Genomic DNA, 19,689 nt, shown 5'->3' with positions numbered 1-19,689 from the left:
TGCTCCTAAAAGGGCAGCTCTTTTTTTTAGGTCAAATTATCGAGTCAGAACTATTTTACTCTGTTGAGTAGCTATATTTGTCGGCCGATTATGTTGATAAGCCTCTCTGGACATTCTTATCCGGCTCCCATTTTCTCGTATCCTCTCTTATCGACCTGCCTGCTGGGCTGCTTTATTGTCAAATAGAGTGATCCGTCATGCGTAATCTGGCGTGCTGAATAAATTAGTCACGCCGGGCAGGTTACATTACACTTGGCATAGTTTTCGCTAAACCCGGCGGGTTGCTCCTGTAGTCGTATTGGAGTAATTCGGCAGGGATCAGACTGCCCTTACTTACCCCAACCACTATACGTGCGGGTCATTAACTCTCGAATATACAATGATTTACTTGCCGTCCTGTTTGCGTATCACTGAGGGGTGGGTGTTTGGCATAGTTTTAGTTAAATTCTTGGAGAGTAAAATAGCCACTGTTCTCAGGCAGGGCAAACCGTGACTTATGCATGGTTTGTCGGTCAGAATAATCGCAACGTTTGCGGGCTGATTTTGCCGCTAAGTATACGCTCCAAATAAAGTTGCAGATGGAAGTAACGTCTACGCTTCGCATAAAACGTCCTGACGTTTCAGTTAATCCGGTCGGTCGTAAAAACGACCGGAAGATTGATAATGTCCGAGAAAAACTAGGTTATCTGGCAAATCAGGTAGTTGGCTATGTGCTTCAGCTGATACAGAGAAAGTTTCAGCCTCTTCCATCAATTCAACCCAAACAGCAACCTTTCCCTTTCTTCATGACAGAGTCGTTGCTGGCGCCAGCCCGGCTCTTTGCCGTTGGCAGTATCCGGTCGGCGGGGCGCCCGCCCGATATTCCGCCCGGGCGTACTATCAACCCATCTATAGACTTTATCCAGCAGCTACCCACTTTTCTTACTCTACCGCGAATGAATGATCAAATTTTACAGAACGAATCACCTCATATGTCCATAAGCCGACCCAGAGTTAACGTGGGCAGGGGGGATAATACGGCATTAGAGAAGCCTACTCGCACGAGCCGTTTTTCACAACGTCTGGCCGGTGCAGGGGGCGAGGGTCGTTCATGGGGCGCGCGGTCTCGTCAGGGAGTGCTGTCACTAGTGGCATTGCTTGTTTTCTGGCTGGGCGGTATTCCGGCAACGTTTGCGCAAACGGCCGTCGTCGACCTAAGTCTGACTAAAGCCGTCAGCAACCAGAACCCGGCACTTGGTGATGTCATCACGTATTCGGTGGTCGTTACCAACGCAGCTAATGCGACTGCTACTGCCACCAATGTAGTAGTAACGGACCTCCTGCTTACGGAAGGGGCTGCTTATGTGCCTTCGTCAGCGTCGACTTCGTCCGGAACATACACGGCGGCAGCGTCATCAACGGTGACGACCGGAACCTGGCGTATTCCTTCGATTGCGCCCGGCGCATCGGCGACGCTTACCTTCCGGGCCACCGTAGTCGGACGAGGAGTATGGTTTAACACCGCCGAGGTTACCAGCCTCGATCAGACCGATCCCGATTCGCCTGCGTCTGGTAATATATACGAAGATGATTATGCGGCCGTTTGCTTCGCTATTCCTATCTTTTTCTATGGGGGTGATGAATATACTGTGTCAGTACCAGCTGGTTTCGACCGGATCGAATGGTTTCGCAACGATGTACCCATCAGTACATCCGCCGTATCGACCTCGCTGGCTGTAGTAAACAATGACAACTCATTGACTATAAAGTCGGTGGGCGTTTATCGTTTTGTGACCTACAAGAATGAATGTGCTTCATCAAACTGCTGTAACATCGAATTTGTACCGGGGCCGCTGGGGAGCCTGGGTAACTTTGTCTGGGAAGACAAAAATGCCAATGGCAAACAGGACGTTGACGAACCCGGTATCAGCGGTGTAACCGTTGAGCTATATGATCCAACGAGTACAACGCTGCTGGCCTCGACCACAACAACCGTGGGTGGGCTCTATAGCTTTACCGGTCTGACCGATGGCAGTTACACGGTTAAGTTCGTGACACCAGCTGGGTTCCAGCCTACGTCGCAAACGGTAACGGGTGTATCGGACGACATGAACAGTGATGCGGGCCTCAATGGACTGACGCGCGTATATACTATAGATACAAGTCAGCCTGAATCGAGTACCGCCCGGAATAACCCAACGGTAGACGCGGGCTTCATCAAGCCTGCCAGCCTGGGTAACTACGTCTTCGCCGATAACGACCGCAACGGTGTTCAGTCGACCGGCGACACCCCCATCTCGGGCGTGCCGGTGAGTCTACTGCTCAACGGTACAGTAGTGGCGTCGACCACAACCGATGCCAGTGGCTTGTACAGCTTCACAGGCCTGACACCAGGCCTGACCAACGTGTACTCGGTAAGCTTCTCCACCCCGACCAACTTCACGGCAACTACCCCGCGTTCTGGCACCGATAACACGATTGACTCCGACGCCGATCTGGTGACGGGGCTGAGCGGTTCGGTAACGCTGACCTCGGGTGAGAACAATACGACCATCGACGCCGGCTACCAGGGTCTGACGGCTGGCCTGGGCAACTTTGTCTGGGAAGATAAGAATGCCGACGGGCAGCAGGATGCCGGTGAGCCACCTATTTCGGGGGTAACCGTAAGCTTGCGGCTCAATGGGCTGGAGATCGCTACGACCACGACGAATGCCAGTGGTTTATATAGCTTCACGGGGCTGACCCCTGGCTCGACCAACGTCTACTCGGTAAGCTTCTCAACCCCAACCGGCTTTAGCGGAACGGTGGCCAACATAGGCCCTGACGCAACGGATAGTGATGCTAATCCCAGCACGGGTGTGACGGGTAGCTACACACTGGCCGCTAACGAGTTCAATAGCACCGTAGACGCAGGCTTCATCAAGCCTGCCAGCCTGGGTAACTACGTCTTCGCCGATAACGACCGCAACGGTGTTCAGTCGACCGGCGACACCCCCATCTCGGGCGTGCCGGTGAGTCTACTGCTCAACGGTACAGTAGTGGCGTCGACCACAACCGATGCTAGTGGCTTGTACAGCTTCACAGGCCTGACGCCAGGCCTGACCAACGTGTACTCGGTGAGCTTCACGGCCCCGACCGGTCTGACGGCGACTACCCCGCGTTCTGGCACCGATAACACGATTGACTCCGACGCCGATCTGGTGACGGGGCTGAGCGGTTCGGTGACGCTGACCTCGGGTGAGAACAACACGACTATCGATGCCGGTTATCTGATTCCGACTTCTGGCCTGGGTGACTATGTGTGGGCGGACCTGAACAGCAACGGCGTGCAGGATGCCGGAGAACCGGGTATCGCCGGGGTGGTGGCCACGCTGTTCCTCAACGGACAGCCTACCAGCCAGACGGTGCTCACCAGCAGCACGGGCTTCTATAGCTTTACGGGGCTGACCCCGGGCAGCAGCAACAGCTACGCGGTAGGCTTCTCGACGCCGACGGGCTTCACGGCCACGACGCCGTTGAGCGGTACGGATCGTACCATGGACAGTGACCTGCTGGCCACGGGCCGCACGGGCAGCGTGACGCTGACCTCGGGCGAGTTCAACGGCAGTCTGGATGCCGGGTTTGTACCGGGTTATGACGTAGGTATCGAGAAATTGGTGGTGAACCCCAAAGGCAGCTATCTGCCGGGCGACCTGATCACGTATCGGTTACTGGTCACCAACAATTCGGCCTACCCGGTTTATAACGTAGAGGTGAAAGATCAGATGCCTGCCGGGGTGAGCTTTGTAGGCGGCAGCGGCCTGGTTAGCAGCGGCCCCAGTTCAGCCAGTGGTACCATCGCTGGTCCGCTGGCAGCTAGTGGTTCGGTGAGCCTGACTTATACCGCCCAGATTAGCAACACCTACTCGGCCACCAGCATTACCAACGTAGCAGTAGTTGGTCCGTTTACCTCCACCAGTAACGTGGATGGGTACAAGCCCCAGGATTCGACACCGAATAATAACACGGCCACGACGACGGTACCTGTGGGTAGCTTCGCCGGTCTGGGTGACTATGTATGGGCGGACCTAAACAGCAACGGCGTGCAGGATGCCGGAGAACCAGGCATTGCCGGGGTGGTGGCCACGCTGTTCCTCAACGGACAGCCCACCAGCCAGACGGTGCTCACCAGCAGCACGGGCTTCTATAGCTTTACGGGGCTGACCCCGGGCAGCAGCAACAGCTATGCGGTAGGCTTCTCGACACCGACGGGCTTCACGGCTACCACGCCGTTGAGCGGTACGGATCGTACCATGGACAGTGACCTGCTGGCCACGGGCCGCACGGGCAGCGTGACGCTGACCTCGGGCGAGTTCAACGGCAGTCTGGATGCCGGGTTTGTACCGGGCTATGATGTAGGTATCGCTAAGACGGTAGCCGGTGGCCGCAGCTCGTTCACGGCTGGTGATGTTGTTACGTATGAAGTAAGGGTTACGAACAACTCAGCTTATCCGGTTTATAATGTGGTTGTTAATGACCTCTTACCGGCCAGTATGAGTTTTGTGAGCGGAACTGGTTTCGCGACGAGCGGAGCCAATTCGGTGAGCACGGTGATTGCCGGACCGCTGGCCGCCAACGGAGGTACAACCTCGCTGACGTTGTCGGCGCAGATCAGTGCCGCGTTTGCGGGTGGTTCGCTGACCAACATAGCCGTCCTCAGTCCATTCACATCGGTATCGAACACGGATGGATACCGACCTGTTGATACCAACCCGTCTAATAATACTGCGTCTGTACCGGTAACGGTAGGTGGAATGCCGGCTATGGCCATCGTTGTAGCACCAGCTATCTGTAATACCGCTACGAACGGGTACATCACCACCGGTACTGTTTCGTTTACGAACATTATTCCGGGTGTTTTGACGATTACGGAAAATGGTTCGCCTGTTGCCTCATTCACGGTTACGGCTGGACAGGCTTCCGTCTCGTTCTCTCTGACGGGGGTCAGCAATGGTCCTGCTTCGCGCACAGTTACGGCAACGCTGGCAGGTGTGGTGAATATGATCAAGAGTACGACCTATGCCGTGCCGGCGTCCTGCACACTCTGTCAGCCAATAACCCTGACGCCGTCAACGCTGGTAGCAGGTGTGAAAGGGATATCCTATAGTCAGACTCTGGTAGCCACGGGAGGCATATCACCTTATACATACGCTGTGACGGCTGGTAGCCTACCTCTTGGTCTGACGCTGGATCGGACTACGGGTGTACTATCCGGGACGCCAACTACGGCTGGTGTCAGCAACTTTACGGTTGTTGCTACAGATGCCAAATCCTGCCTGGTAGCTGTTCCGTACAGCATCTCTATTGGTACAGGATGCCCGGATAATTTCAACCTGACGGTTTCTGCTGATGCCAGCATCTGTAACGGGGAGAGTACCACGCTGGTGGCATCGACTTCAGTTCCGGGTGCAAAAATTCGCTGGTACCTCACCCCATATGACGGGGTAGCTGTTGCGACCACAGCCAGTGGTGAGCCGTACGTGGTTAATCCGACCACAACGACTGTATACTATGCCGAAGCAATGACAGAAGGCTGCGTTAGCCCACGCAAGCCGATCGTGGTAACGGTAACGACCGTGCCCACCCCAATCTGTCTCGGTAACATCAAGAATATCTGTCCGAAGACAACTGTCGATCTGACAACGATCGAAATAGAAAACCACAGTACAGGACTTACTTATGAGTGGTATACGAGTCTAACCCGCTCAGAAGCCACCCGGGTGACGAACACTACAGTAGTAGGTGCCGGGAAGTACTACCTGTTTGCCAAATCAGGAAGGTGCTACAGCAACCCAACGGTGCTGACGGTGGAAATTGTAGACTGTAACTGCCAGAACGTGGCAGGTGTCAATGTAGGCCCAGGGGTGTCGATCTGCTCGGGTGATGGCGTTCCTGTAAAAGCTGTACTGTCTGGTTCGGCAACAAGTGTTGTCTGGTCGACCAACGGTACGGGTACGTTCAGCAGCCCAACCAGCCTGAGCACTACGTATACACCATCTGCAGCTGATGTTGCCAGCGGTTCAGTTATGCTGACTGCAACAACCAACGATCCTGACGGAGCCGGTGTTTGTAAGGCTGCTACCAGTTCAATGCTTGTTTCTATCAACAAGCGGCCCGATATGCCGGTTGGTGTAGCCTGCGACGACACACTGGTTTGTCAGGGTAGCAGCACTAAGCTGATAGGCTTTGCGCCGGGTGCTCGTATCAACTGGTATGATCAGAATAACAAACTGGTGGGTACAACGGAAAGCGGTGGTAAACTGATCGTAACGCCAGCTACGGCCGGCCAGGTGGTTTATACCGCCGAGGCAGTTAACTCAAGTGGTTGTGTAAGCCCGCGTGCGTCGCTGACTATCACGGTCGGAACGTGCCTGCCAGACCTGGCTCTTGCGAAAACTGTCGTGACGGCAGGTCCGTATAAAGTAGGTCAGAAAATAACTTACTCGCTCACGGCCAGCAACAACGGACCGATTACGGGTGCCGATGTGAAGGTGAAAGATGTGCTTCCGCCCACATTGACATTTGTAAGCGCCACGCCAGCTGCTGAGTACAATGCAGCTACCAGTACCTGGACCATCGGTACGCTCACGAAAGGATCGAACCGTAGCCTGTTAATCGAAGCAACGATTAACGCTGGTGGTACGATTACGAATACGGGCATCATCAGCGGTTCGAACAACGATCCGCGATATGCGAAAAACGATACCGCTCGCGCAACGATAGATGTGTCGGTTTGTAACGCCGAACCGCCGGTTATTGTCTGCGCCCTGACGGAGATTTGCAAAGGCAGTTCGACGACCCTGGTGGCCCGAGGCTGTGAAGGAGGTACTGTTCGGTGGTCGGATCAACAAACTGGTTTCAGTGTGATCGTAACGCCATCTGTAACGACTACCTACTCGGCTAGCTGTGTACTGGGTCAGGCCTGCATCAGTGGCCGGTCGAACCTCATCACGGTAACCGTACGGGATCCGCAGCCACCAGTCATTACGGCCAGTGCGGATCAGGTTTGCCCAGGTACATCCGTAACGCTGACTGCATCGGGTTGTGAAGGTAGTAAAATTGAATGGTCAGAGCGGGCACAAACCGGCAACGTGATTGTGGTTGAACCAACAAACCGCACTACGTATACGGCTCAGTGTGTCGTTGGTAGCTGCCCAAGCAAACCGGCTACGAAGACCATCGATATTTCGACAGGCCTGCCGACGCCGACCATCACCTGTAGTACAACCATTGCTTGCCCGGGTGAAGAAGTAACCCTAACCGTGAATGGCTGCGCGGGAACACCGGTATGGAGTAGCACAACTCTTACGACGGGAAGCATCGTTGTCCGCCCGAGCCTGGGTAATAATAGCTACTCGGTATACTGTAAATCAAATGGTTGCCGGAGCGAGTCTTCAAAAGTATACTCGATCAGCGTAGTCCCGGCTATGGTTCCGACTGTAACGGCCAGTGCGGATACGGCCTGCGCCGGGGCGCCAATCTCGCTGACAGCATCGGGCTGCAACGGTACCGTTATCTGGAACGTGGCGGGTACAGATGGTAACTCCCTGACCGGGTCAGTTATCACCGTTCGGCCAACGGCAAGCATGCGCTATTATGCTCAGTGCCGTTATCGCACATGCCTAAGCGAGCCATCGAATGCCGTTCCGGTAACGATCGTGAACCCACAGGCTCCGCAAATCAGTCTGACCTCAGGTAAAAACCTGATCTGTAGCGGGGAGAAAGTGACGCTCACGGCCGAAGGATGTGAAGGGACTGTTAAGTGGTATGGTATTGACCGCGTCGGTGCCAGCATTAGCTTCTTCCCGACAGAAACAAAAGAGTATTTCGCTACCTGCAAACAGGGGAACTGCGAAAGCGACCGGTCGCTCGGTATCCGGGTAACGGTAACGACTTCAGGTACAATAGCACCGCCAACGATTGTTGCTTCAACGACCTCAATCTGTGGCAGCGGCCTGGTGTCGCTGACGGCAACGGGTTGCACGGGAGGTACCATCACCTGGTCTGATGGTCAGACCGGCTCGGTGGTGTCTGTATCGGCAACGCCAACGCAAAACGAGTTCTACGCAATCTGTACAGCTACCAGCGGAAGTGCCTGTGGCAGCAGCCGGTCGAACACCATCAAGGTGAGCGTAACTGCAACCCCACAGCCGATCGTAACCTGCAGCACGGATCACACCTGCCCAGGCGAAGAAGTAACGCTGACGGTGACCAACTGCATGGGTACACCAATGTGGAGCACAGGTCAGACAACGACCAGCATCATCGTGTCGCCAACGGTAACGACGGGCTACTCGGTCTACTGCCAGGATGGCAAATGCCGGAGCCCGCAGTCGGCAACCTACACGATCACGGTGACGCCGGTACCAACGCCAACCATTGTCGCTTCGGCAACCGTTGTGGAAGTTGGTGGTACCGTATCGCTGACCGCCATCGGCTGCACGGGTGATGTCATCTGGAGCGCCAACGATATCAACGGCAACAACATGGGTAACGTGATTGTTGTCCGTCCGAACGGTACGCAGACGTATTATGCCCAGTGCCGCTACCGCACCTGTCTCAGCAATCCGTCGAACACGATTATCGTGAACCCGGGCAGCTGCGTCGCCAAAGCAGGTACGCTGGTGCCGGTTGAAGCTACAATCTGTTCGGGTACTGCCACCGTTATAACGCTGGCCGCTACGCCAAACGGTGGTCTGGTGCAGCCGACGGGCTACTCAGTACTATATGTGCTGACAAAAGGAGCTGATCTGGTAATTCAACAGACCAGTACCACGCCAACCTTCAGCGTCACCAACGCAGCGGGTAGCTATACGATTCATACGCTGGTGTACAACGCTACACCAAATACGCCGAACTACTTCGACCTGTCGGCTGTGAAACCGGGTCTGACAACGGGTGGCGATGTCGTTAAGCTCATTGCAGAACGGAAGATCTGTGCTGATCTCGATGTCGCTGGGGCCAAGATTAACGTCAGACGCGTGGCTCCGCCTGTCATAAGCCCGAACAAACCGTTTACGATCTGTGCTGGTACTGCTGTTACGTTTACAGCCACTGGTTGTGAGGGAGGTACCATCCGCTGGACCAACGGCGATGTAGGCGCATCGATTACGAAAACAATCGTGGCCGATCTATGGGTAATGGCTACGTGCACCATCGATGGCTGTACCAGCGATTACTCGAACATGGGCGATGCAATAGTGAGCACGCCGAACGTACCAACGATCTCTGCCGATCGGATGGTTGCCTGCAAAGGCGAGTGGGTAACACTCACCGCTACAGGCTGTGAGGGTGGTCAGTATATCTGGTCCGACAACGTTACAACGGGTAGCAGCCTGTCATTCATCGCCACAAACGATGTTAGCTACCGGGTGAAGTGTAAGATTGGAGAGTGCTCGAGCGCCTGGTCACCATACACGACTATTAAAGCAGGTGCTCCTGCTGCGCCAACGATCTCGGTGGCCGGCGGAGCCAGCACGACTGCTTGCTTCGGTGCACCAGTAACGCTGGTAGCGCAGGGTTGCCCGGCTGGTTCATACGTTACCTGGTCGAACAACCAGGTAGGCTCGACCCTGACGGTGTCTCTGGCTACTACGCAAACCTATACGGCCCGCTGCTGCACATCGGATAATTGCAAGAGCGAAGCCTCGAATGAGGTAACAGTGACGGTACTACCGAAAGTGGCTCAGCCGAAGACAGTAGACAAAGCCAATACCTGTCCAATTAATACGGTCGATCTGACGACGGCCGTAACTAGTCAGGTCTCGACCCGCGGTGGTGTATTTGAGTTCTATACGAGCCAGTCGCTGAGCGCAGCCTCAAAGGTGACGAACACAGCAGTAGGTGCCGGTACGTATTATGTGGTGGAGAAAACGATTGACGGCTGCTATAGCCTGCCGGTTGCCATCCATATTAACATCAATACCTGTGGCGACGCTTCACCCTGTAATCCGCAGAATCCGGCAACGGCCAATGCGGGTGCTGACGCCAGCATATGCGCTGCGAAGACCTATCAACTAGCGGGTGTAATGGGTGGTGCGGGTAAAACCGCCCACTGGACCACCAGCGGTACAGGTACTTTTGATAACTCGTTCCAGCTGAACGCCACGTATACGGCCAGCGCCGAGGATATAGCGTCAGGCAAAGTAACGCTGACGCTGTCAGTAAGTACGAACAACGCAGCCTGCGCAGTCGCTAAGGACGAGATGGTGCTGACGATTCAAGGTAGTAAGACCGTCCCGACGGTTCAGATCGTAGGATCAACGAACCTCTGTTATGGTGACTCTGTCAAGCTTATTGGACCAGTAGGTGCTAGCGGCTACGTCTGGAGTAACAAAGAGCGCTCATCGAGCATCGTAGTGAAAACCAGTGGCACCTACACCCTGCAGGTTGTAGATGGAAGCGGATGTAGTTCAGCTTTCTCCGAGCCAGTTGTCGTGAAAGTAGCCGAACCAGCTCCCATGCCGCTCGTCGCGAACATTCGCAACAACTGTCCGTCGGTAGTAGCTAACCTGACGTCGGCTCTCTCGGCAACAACAGCGGGTAGCACCTATGAGTACCGTATCGGGCAGCCAGCCTGGTCGAAACTCATCACGCGCCCTGACTCAGTAGGTGCCGGCACATACTACGTATTTGCCCGGAACAGCAACGGTTGTGTGAGCGCACCTGCCAAAGTGGTAGTAAGTATCTTCAACTGTGCTACAGATACAGTTAAGACAGACCTATCTATCAGTAAGCTGGCAGATATATCGACGGTAGAGGATGGAGAGCCGGTAACGTATACCATCAAGGTAACGAACAACGGCCTGCATACGGCTAAGAACATCGACATACGCGACGTACTGCCTAAGGGACTCGAACTGATACCAAGTGAGGTCTTTGACTTCTCGGTATCGAATGGTGTGATAACGAAGCGGATTGACAGCCTCCAGGCTGGGGAGTCTGATTCGATCAGTTTCCAGGCAAGACTCGTAGCCAAAGGCGCGGTTGTCAATACGGCTGCTATCACTTACTTCGACCAGAAAGACACCAATCTGGCTAACAACACGGCTAGTGTGACGGTTACCAACAACTCGGCCTATAAACCAAGCCAGATTGGTCTTGCCAAGTCGGTACTAGGTACGCCAAAAGCTGAGGGCGATTCATTGATCAAAGTATCCTACCGCTTCGTTGCGACTAACTTCGGTGACGATACCTTGCGGAAAGTGCAGGTGGTTGATGATCTGGCTTTCTTCTTCGCACCCAACCAACTGGTGAGTGCGGTCGTGAAGCCAGAGGTCGGTTCTACCCTGAAGCCGCTTGCTACCTTCACAGGTGCAGGAGGTAACGTTGATCTGCTCGACCCGGTAAGCTATATCGCACCAGGCCGTTCGCAGCTATTCACGATGGACGTGGTTGTAAGACGCGTACCGGGCGATACGACCCGAGGATTTATCAACATTGCAAGTACTACGGCACTGAATGGCTCTGGAACCGTAACCGATCTGTCGACAAGCGGTGGCGATACTGATCCGGATGGTGATGGTGACCCCACCAACAACTCGACTGTAACCAGCTTTACGCTGGGTGGTGGACAGCCACTGGGACCGGGTATTGGTCTGGCCCTCACTGTATTGAAGGTTGAGCCGAAGGCTGACAGCAGCTATACCATTACCTACAAGGCAACAATCAAGAACCTGGGTGATGTTGATCTGACAGGCATTAGTCTGACCGACAGTCTGGTACAGGCCTTCGCCCCGCCGGTATCGTATACGGTGGTGGGCACAAAAGTAGGCGCTGGCAGCAAGCTGGTACTGGATGCCAATTATGACGGCAATACCTACCCCAATGTACTTGCCGGAACCAGCAAACTGGCAGCAGGCGAGCAGGATACTGTTCTGATTGTGGTCAATGTGAAGCCGAATGGCAATAATGGTCCATTCTTCTCTTCGGCAACGGTGACAGGACAGACGACTGGAACGAATCAGACGGTTAGTGACATCTCGAATGACGGGCTTGATCCTGTTAAGCCGGGTGCCGTCTCAACACCTGTTCGCTTTGATCTGCCCGCCGGTCTGCTCGGTGTAGCCAAGCTGGCTGGAGAGCCGATAGCTGTCTCTGAAGGTGTATTCGACATCCCATATACGATCACGTTGAAAAACTGTGGTACGGTGCCGCTCACCAAAGTGCAGGTGGTTGATAATCTTTCCGAAACGTTTGGTAACGGGGCGCTTATTGTCAGCAATCAGATCAGCGTAAGTGCTGGCTCGGGGCTGACCGTTAACCCGCAGTATACTGGTCAGGGACTGATTACGCAGATGCTGGTCGATTCACTGAGTAGCCTGGGCGTAGGAGAAAGTCGTAGCCTCTCGTTCATAGTACGGGTAGATGCCCGCAATGCGGATTCGCTGACGTTCTATAACACGGCAAAGGCTACAGCACTGACACCGGATAAAAAAGTAGTTGAAGACCAGTCGACGACGGGTACCGACTATGATCCGGATAAAGACCTCGACCCGCGTAACAACAGCGCACCAACACCGGTGATTCTCAATAGCCTGTCGACGCGATCGTTCATCGGTGTGGCTATGTCTGTTCGGGATACCGTTCGTCAGGCTGATCAAAGCTTCAACGTAGTGTATCAGGTCGTTGTAAAGAACTTCGGTCGTGAGTTGCTGAAGAAGGTGTCAGTCAGTGATACGCTCTCCAAGGTGTTTAACAACATAACCGGAGCCAGCTACAAGGTGGTGAGTCCGCCGGTGACAATTTCGACCGGTAGCGCACTGAAGCTGAACCCAGCGTTCGATGGCAGCGCTAATCCGCTGCTCGTTCTCGGCGATAGCACCAGTACACTGGCTGCCGGTAAAGTAGACACCATTCTGTTTGTGGTGAACGTAGTTACGTTCGGTAGCACAACTACCTTCCTGAACACGGCTTACGCAGAGGCAATCTCGGGTACGGAGAAGGTGTCTGATGTCTCGACCAATGGTCTGAACCCGGACATCAACGGAAACAGCAACCCAACCGATCTGAACGAGCGTGAAGCAACTCCGTTGAATCTGCCCGCTACCAGCACCGCGTTGTTTATTCCGGAAGGTTTCTCACCAAACGGTGATGGTATCAACGACCTGTTCGTCATTCGCGGAACCGGGGCGGCAACGATCAATCTCGAGGTGTACAACCGCTGGGGACACCTTGTTTACAAGAAAGATGACTATCGCAACGACTGGGACGGTAAGCCGAATGCAGGGACTGTAATCAGCGACAACGCTGCTGGTGTACCTGACGGAACGTACTACTACGTGATCAACCTGAGCGACGGGCGCAAGTTTGTACGATACATGACGATTAACCGCTAATACCGATGGTAAACCAGTTAGTAAAAAAACAGTGGGCAATCGCGCTGCTGCTGATCCTCGGGATCGGCAGCAGCCAGGTCCGGGCGCAGCAGGACAAGATGTTCTCGCAGTACATGTTCAATATGATGGCCCTGAACCCGGCTTATGCGGGAAGCCGTGATGTGCTGAGCATGTCGGCACTTTACCGAAATCAGTGGACTGGCGTGCAGGGGGCTCCTCAAACCGCTACGTTCACTATGGACATGCCGCTCAACCAGGAGCGTGTCGGTATCGGGTTGCAGTTGTATGGTGATCGGTACGGCGTGATGGAGGAGGCCGGTGCCTTTGCGTCATACGCATTCCGAATCAAGGTAGGGCAGCGTACAACGCTGGCTCTGGGTTTGCAGGGTGGAGCATCCAGCTACCGGGCTAACCTGGCAGAGGTAATCACCAATCCCGACGGATCAATCGATCCGGCCTTTGCGCAGAATATCTCAAAAGTGCTGCCCAACTTCGGTACCGGAATTTACCTCAGTAATGACCGGTCGTACCTGAGCCTATCGGTACCGCGCCTGATCAAGAATAAGCTGAGCGAATACAACGTCGGGGATCTGCGGTCGGTGCAGGCGCGTCATGCCTTTGCGGCAGCTGGTTTCGTAGTCGGCATTAGCCCGGCGGTGAAAATGAAGCCGTCTGTACTGGTCAAATATGCAGAAGGCGCACCGCTCGGCTTCGACGGGAACATCAACTTCTGGTTTGCCGATCGGATAGCCATTGGCGCTTCGATTCGCCGAAATCAGTTCTCTACCTGGACCGATTATTCGACTGATGCCATTGTAGGGATGCTGGAGGTTCAGCTGACCGATCAGTTCCGGTTTGGGTACGCCTATGATCGAACCATGAACGGCCTGCGGTCCATTGCGCCCAGTTCACACGAGGTCATGCTTCGGTACGAATTTGGCTTCGGTAAAAACCGCATCCTGACCCCGCGCTACTTCTAATAGACCTATCCTATAGCGTGTGGGTTTCTAACGGCCCATGATGTTGACAAAGCCCGAAAAGCTGTCGATATCATGGGCCGTTTGGTTGTTTTCTCCGTAACCAGAAGTCAGAAATTCGGCGCAGTATTTGCTTACTGGAAAGGTGTATTTTCTACGGGACTCAAAAAGCATAAAATTGCTCACTCCCTCTCGTTCCGTCTCATAACCACCATAATGTATGACACGTACATTTCCTATTCTTGCCTTTTTGTGTCTTTGGGCGGGTTCGCTGCTGGCTCAGTCGCTGGTCAAACAAGCCGACACGCAGTTTAACCAGCTGGCCTACGCCAAAGCGATTGAACTCTATGAACAGGCACTCGCTAAACCGGCTTCACTCTCGGCCGAAGAGCTGCGCCTGACCAAAACGCGTTTGGGCTACAGTTACCAGCAAATTCGTGATATGGTCAACGCCGAGCGGGTCTATCGAGACCTGATTAGTAGCGGCTCATTATCGCCCGAAGACAATCAATATTACCTGTATTATGCACAGTCGCTGGCCAGCAATGGGAAGTACCGCGAAGCGCAGGAAGCTTACGAAAAATACAGTACTCTTCAGACGATGGACAAACGCGGGCCCGCTTTCTCCAAACTCTACCGCGACCTAACCCCGCTCACAAAAAACGCAGCTAGTTACAAGGTTGAATTTTTGCGGATGAATACCCGCAAAGCTGAATTTAGCCCCATGCTGTATAAAGACGGACTGGTATTTGTATCGTCCAAAAGCAGTGGAGCCGGTATAAAGCGCGTATTTAACTGGAACAGCACCCCATTTCTGGATCTGCATTACCTCCCGGAAGTAAAAGGACTACGGGCCGCTAAAGCCTCGAGCCTGGGTGGGTCGGCTATAAAACAGCCTGCGTCTCGTATGCAGCTCATTCGTCCGCTGGGTAGCGATGATTTTACCAGTCCTACGGCCAATGATTCGCGCACGGTAGGTTTCTTTGGGGGTAAAAATATCAGCCAGGGGTACGAAGATCAGGTCATTAGCGAAGCAGATCGGTTTAGCCAGACCCTTAACACCAAGTACCATGAGGGGCCGGCTTCATTTACCAAAGATGGTTCACGGGTCATCTTCACCCGGAATAACTATACAAACGGGAAATACGGCCAGAGTTCTGACCGGATTAACAAACTAAAGCTGTATTCCTCTTCCCATACCAATGGGTACTGGAGCGAAGCGGAAGAGTTACCATTCAATAGCGACGAGTTTTCAACGGGTCACCCGGCCCTGGCTAAAGATAAAAACGGCACGCCAGATCAGTTGCTTTACTTCGCATCTGACCGGCCAGGTGGCTTCGGGGGGAGTGACATTTATGTCTCCCGCTGGAACAAAGATAAATGGGGTGAACCCGTGAATCTTGGTCCTACGATCAACTCGAAGGGCAACGAGCTGTTCCCGTTTGTCGACGAAAAAGGTAATCTGTACTTCTCGTCGGATGGCCACCCGGGTCTGGGCGATCTGGATATGTTTTATGCGAGCCTGATAGAAGAGGGAACGTCAGCTACCAGCATCCGCAATTTGGGTGAACCGCTCAACTCGCCCAAAGATGACTTCGGCATTGTTACCGATGGCAATCGGCAGCGGGGGTATTTCAGCAGTAACCGAAAAAACGGAGGGGCTGACGACGATCTGTATCGATTCACGCGCGAAGGCTCGCTGTATCCGTGTCGGGAGCTGACGGTAAGCGTGTTCGACGCTGAAACCCGCGAACCGCTGATCAACACCACGGTGGCGGTCGATAATGCAGCGGCTAACGGGCAGAAGCAACTCCAGACCGATGCCGAAGGACTGGTCAGATTCTGCGTCGACGTAGATAATGAATTCAGCATCCTGGCCAGCCGGGATGGGTACCTCGACAATAAAATCGGTTTCTCGACCAAAGACATGGCTGACGATCAGCCCTCCCGGCTCGACATTCCACTCAGTCGCCCCAAAGGTTCAGCCAAAGCCGCGGGGGTGGTTAGTACGTTGCGGGGGCGTGTAATAGCCCAGTCTGATAAAAAACCCATGTCGGGCGTTAAGGTAGTAATGATCAACGAATGCGATGGCAGCTCCCAGGAAACGACTACGACAGAAGACGGCAGCTACTCCTTCTCGATTACATCGGGCTGTGATTACTCGCTCGAAGCGATGAAAAACGACATGGGTACTACCGGATCGCATATCGCCAAAGATGGCACGGGGTCTACCGAGCTGCTCATGTTCCGCAAAGGGGATGTTATCAAAATCGACAACATCTATTATGACCTCAATAAATTCAACATCCGCCCGGATGCGGCTGTGGAGCTTGATAAAGTGGTAGCGCTGATGACGAAATATCCAACCATGCGGATCGAAATGCGGTCGCATACAGACAGCCGCGCTACCAGTACCTACAACAATACGCTCTCTGCCAACCGTGCCAAAGCAGCCGTTGCTTACCTGAAATCGAAAGGTATTCCGGCCAAACGAATGATCGCCAAAGGATACGGAGAAACGTTGCTGCTGAACACCTGTAAAGACGGTATCAACTGCTCAGAGACGGATCATCAGCAAAATCGGCGTACAGAAATAAAAATTCTGTCGATGGATTGATTAAATGTAGAAACATTGGTATAGTTTTTGCCTATTAACAGACAAGCGCTTTATCCAACTTAACAATAAATTAGCGAGCAATACCCTGGTGTATTGCTCGCTTTTGCTTTTGTAAACAGGCATCGGGCTAACAGGGCAACTCAGTTGTCCCGATTAGGATTTTAGATGAAAAGCGACCAATTTGATTGCTCAACTCTGGTTTTTGGTATGCCCCGCTTTGTTCGCGTCCGTTTTTTTCTCCTTTTTCTGACTGCCCTATGTGGCGGGCTGGTTCAGCCGGTCCAGGCCCAGCGCGAAGTGCTTTATTCACAGTACCTGGTTAATCCACTGGCTATCAACCCGGCTTATGCGCGCGCGCGCGAATCGTTTCAGCTGACGGCTTTGCTTCGACGCAAATGGCTCGGTGTTCGGGGGGCGCCACTGACGCAGAGCGTGGCTGCCGATGGGGCGGTGGCCAACGGGCGGGTCGGGTTAGGTTTCCAGGCGCTCAATGATCGAATGGGGCTCTTTGCCGCTACCGGCGTGTCGGGGAGCGTGGCGTATCGGTTTAACCTGCCCGCGCTGGCAAGACTGTCGATCGGCGTTCAGGGCGGTGTCAATGTATTACCCTTGTATGATTATGCCACCGCATCGAGCCTGAACCGGGCTATCGCAAGTTTTGGCGTTGGCGTTTATTACCAGTCAGACCGATTTTTTGGCGGTATTTCCTTGCCCGAACTTACGGGACGCGCGCTCGATCTGTCAGGGCGGTTTCTGTACCAGAGCGTACGGCCGCTGATGGTGCAGGCCGGCACTCGCTTTGCCGTTGGCGACAACGCCGTCCTGATCCCGTCGGTGCTGATCTCCAAAATTGCCGATCGCCCGGTGGGAGCTGACCTGAATGCCCGCATCTGGTTCCACGAGCAGATCGGACTGGGCATTTCGTATCGGCACAACAGCCCCGGTCTGGTGCAAACCAACTACCTGCACGCCCTGGCCGAATACCAGTTTACCAAAGCGATTCGGATCAGCTATCTGTTCTATTCACAAACACCCGAGAATCCGAACGCCAGTTTGTATTTCCAGCCAAGCGTCCACGAAATTGCGTTACGCTTCTCGCCCGGTGCATTGCAGTTCGTCTACTAGCCACGCAAACCGGGTTGTACACACACAATACTCCTTGGTCTATTCGTTAATTTTTCGGTAACTTAGACGCGTTGAAACGTAATCCAGCGTCCCGTTGAAACCTTACGAAGAGCTTTCAAGGGCTGACATGTTTCGCTATCTGACGGCCGACAGTCGTATGCCCAACCAACAAACTATTCAGAACCTGTATATTCCCAGCGATCTTGACCGTGAGTTTCCGCTGGCTCCCCATTTTGTACAGGCGTTCGGTACCTACCCGAACTATCTGCACTTTAACGACGACTTCAAGTTGTCGGCGCGGGAGTTACTGGATGGGCGTGGGTTTCGGCTGATCAACCATACGAGCCGCGTCAACGACGAAGGCTGGCACACCATCGAGCGTATCTATCAACACGACGAAGGCCTGGTACTGAAAGCCGAATTTGTTGGCGAACGCTTCTTTCGGCTCTATGGCTATTACCTCAATGAGGCCTCGGCAAAAGAACTGCTGACCGGTTTTTACGAACACAAATACGTGCATGAAGAGAATCAGACGCATATTTATCTGATTCAGAGCGGTTTGGGTGGCTTGCATACCGAGCGCGTTGAGATTCTGCCGCCGAGCATAGACCTCGAACTGCATTACAACAGCGATTTTCCGCCGGTACACGAACGGCTGGTAAACCTGCTGGCACAACCCAAAAGCAAAGGGTTGATTCTGCTCCATGGCGAACCGGGAACCGGCAAAACAACCTATATCAAGTACCTGAGTTCACTGGTCAAGAAGGACATGCTGATTCTGCCGCCCTACATGACCAACTACCTGACTTCGCCGGAGATCATTCCGTTTCTGCTCGATAACAAAGATTCGGTGCTGATCATCGAGGATGCGGAGCGGATTCTTCAGTCGCGTGAGGCCGGGGGCGATACCAACAGCGTTTCCAACATCCTCAACCTGACCGACGGGTTGCTGGCCGACTGTATGCACATTCAGGTTATTGCTACTTTCAACGCCAGCAAGCATCTGCTCGACAAAGCTCTCCTCCGGAAAGGTCGCCTGATGGTCGATTACGCCTTCGGCAAACTGGCTACCAACAAAGCCAACGACCTGCTGGCTCATCTCGGTATGGAGTACCGCACCCAGGAGGCCATGACGCTGGCCGACATCTTCAACCTCGAAGAACAAACAGTTTCGGGCGAGCGGCAGGAAGCCGTAAAAGTAGGTTTCTGACATGCGTATCGACCATCTGGCTATTTGGGTTCTTGATCTGGAGTCGATGAGAACGTTCTATGAAACCTACTTCGGCGCTACCAGTAACGATACGTACAGAAACGCACGGACCGGGTTCTCATCCTATTTTCTCAGCTTCGACAGTGGGGCGCGGCTGGAGCTAATGCAAATGCCCGGAATTCCCTACTCGCAGAACGACCCGTTCGAACAGGCGTTGGGACTGATTCATTTCGCCATATCAGTCGGCAGCGAAGCCGCCGTCGATGCCCTGACCGAACGGCTTCGGGCCGATGGCTACGCCGTCGTGGGTGAACCCCGCCGAACCGGCGACGGCTATTACGAAAGTGTGGTACTCGATCCCGAGCAGAATCGGATCGAGATTACCGCCTGATCTGTACGCTTCCC

Annotated in this window: 6 protein-coding genes; all 6 read left to right on the top strand. The window is 53.9% G+C overall.

Features of this window, described 5'->3' with window-relative positions; all coding sequences use genetic code 11:
- The first annotated feature begins 1,127 nt into the window (after positions 1-1,127).
- The 6 genes from EQG79_RS05985 (at position 1,128) to EQG79_RS05960 (ending at position 19,675) form a co-directional block, all read left to right on the top strand.
- Positions 1,128-13,355 (top strand): SdrD B-like domain-containing protein, encoded by a 12,228-nt coding sequence (locus EQG79_RS05985; RefSeq protein WP_165358841.1) that lies wholly within the window; start codon positions 1,128-1,130, stop codon positions 13,353-13,355.
- A gap of 5 nt (positions 13,356-13,360) precedes the next feature.
- Complete coding sequence (locus EQG79_RS05980) at positions 13,361-14,335, top strand: PorP/SprF family type IX secretion system membrane protein (RefSeq protein WP_077924045.1); 975 nt, start codon at positions 13,361-13,363, stop codon at positions 14,333-14,335.
- Positions 14,336-14,552: 217 nt separating this feature from the next.
- Positions 14,553-16,949 (top strand): carboxypeptidase regulatory-like domain-containing protein, encoded by a 2,397-nt coding sequence (locus EQG79_RS05975; protein ID WP_129600601.1) that lies wholly within the window; start codon positions 14,553-14,555, stop codon positions 16,947-16,949.
- 207 nt (positions 16,950-17,156) lie between these two features.
- Positions 17,157-18,074: a PorP/SprF family type IX secretion system membrane protein gene (locus EQG79_RS05970; protein WP_129600599.1), complete on the top strand. Its 918-nt coding sequence runs from the start codon at positions 17,157-17,159 to the stop codon at positions 18,072-18,074.
- Positions 18,075-18,201: 127 nt separating this feature from the next.
- Positions 18,202-19,284 (top strand): AAA family ATPase, encoded by a 1,083-nt coding sequence (locus tag EQG79_RS05965; protein ID WP_236648926.1) that lies wholly within the window; start codon positions 18,202-18,204, stop codon positions 19,282-19,284.
- A 1-nt stretch (position 19,285) separates the two neighbouring features.
- Positions 19,286-19,675, top strand: a complete 390-nt coding sequence (locus EQG79_RS05960) for a VOC family protein (RefSeq protein ID WP_129600597.1) — start codon at positions 19,286-19,288, stop codon at positions 19,673-19,675.
- Positions 19,676-19,689: the final 14 nt, after the last annotated feature.

The sequence above is a fragment of the Spirosoma sordidisoli genome (assembly GCF_004138325.1).
Taxonomy (GTDB): domain Bacteria; phylum Bacteroidota; class Bacteroidia; order Cytophagales; family Spirosomataceae; genus Spirosoma; species Spirosoma sordidisoli.
This window is presented reverse-complemented; position numbering and strand designations above follow the sequence as displayed.

Coding starts and splice junctions, on each gene's coding strand:
- EQG79_RS05960 (WP_129600597.1), top strand. CDS start 19,286: ATGCGTATCGACCATCTGGCTATTTGGGTTCTTGATCTGGAGTCGATG.
- EQG79_RS05975 (WP_129600601.1), top strand. CDS start 14,553: ATGACACGTACATTTCCTATTCTTGCCTTTTTGTGTCTTTGGGCGGGT.
- EQG79_RS05965 (WP_236648926.1), top strand. CDS start 18,202: ATGTTTCGCTATCTGACGGCCGACAGTCGTATGCCCAACCAACAAACT.
- EQG79_RS05970 (WP_129600599.1), top strand. CDS start 17,157: ATGCCCCGCTTTGTTCGCGTCCGTTTTTTTCTCCTTTTTCTGACTGCC.
- EQG79_RS05980 (WP_077924045.1), top strand. CDS start 13,361: ATGGTAAACCAGTTAGTAAAAAAACAGTGGGCAATCGCGCTGCTGCTG.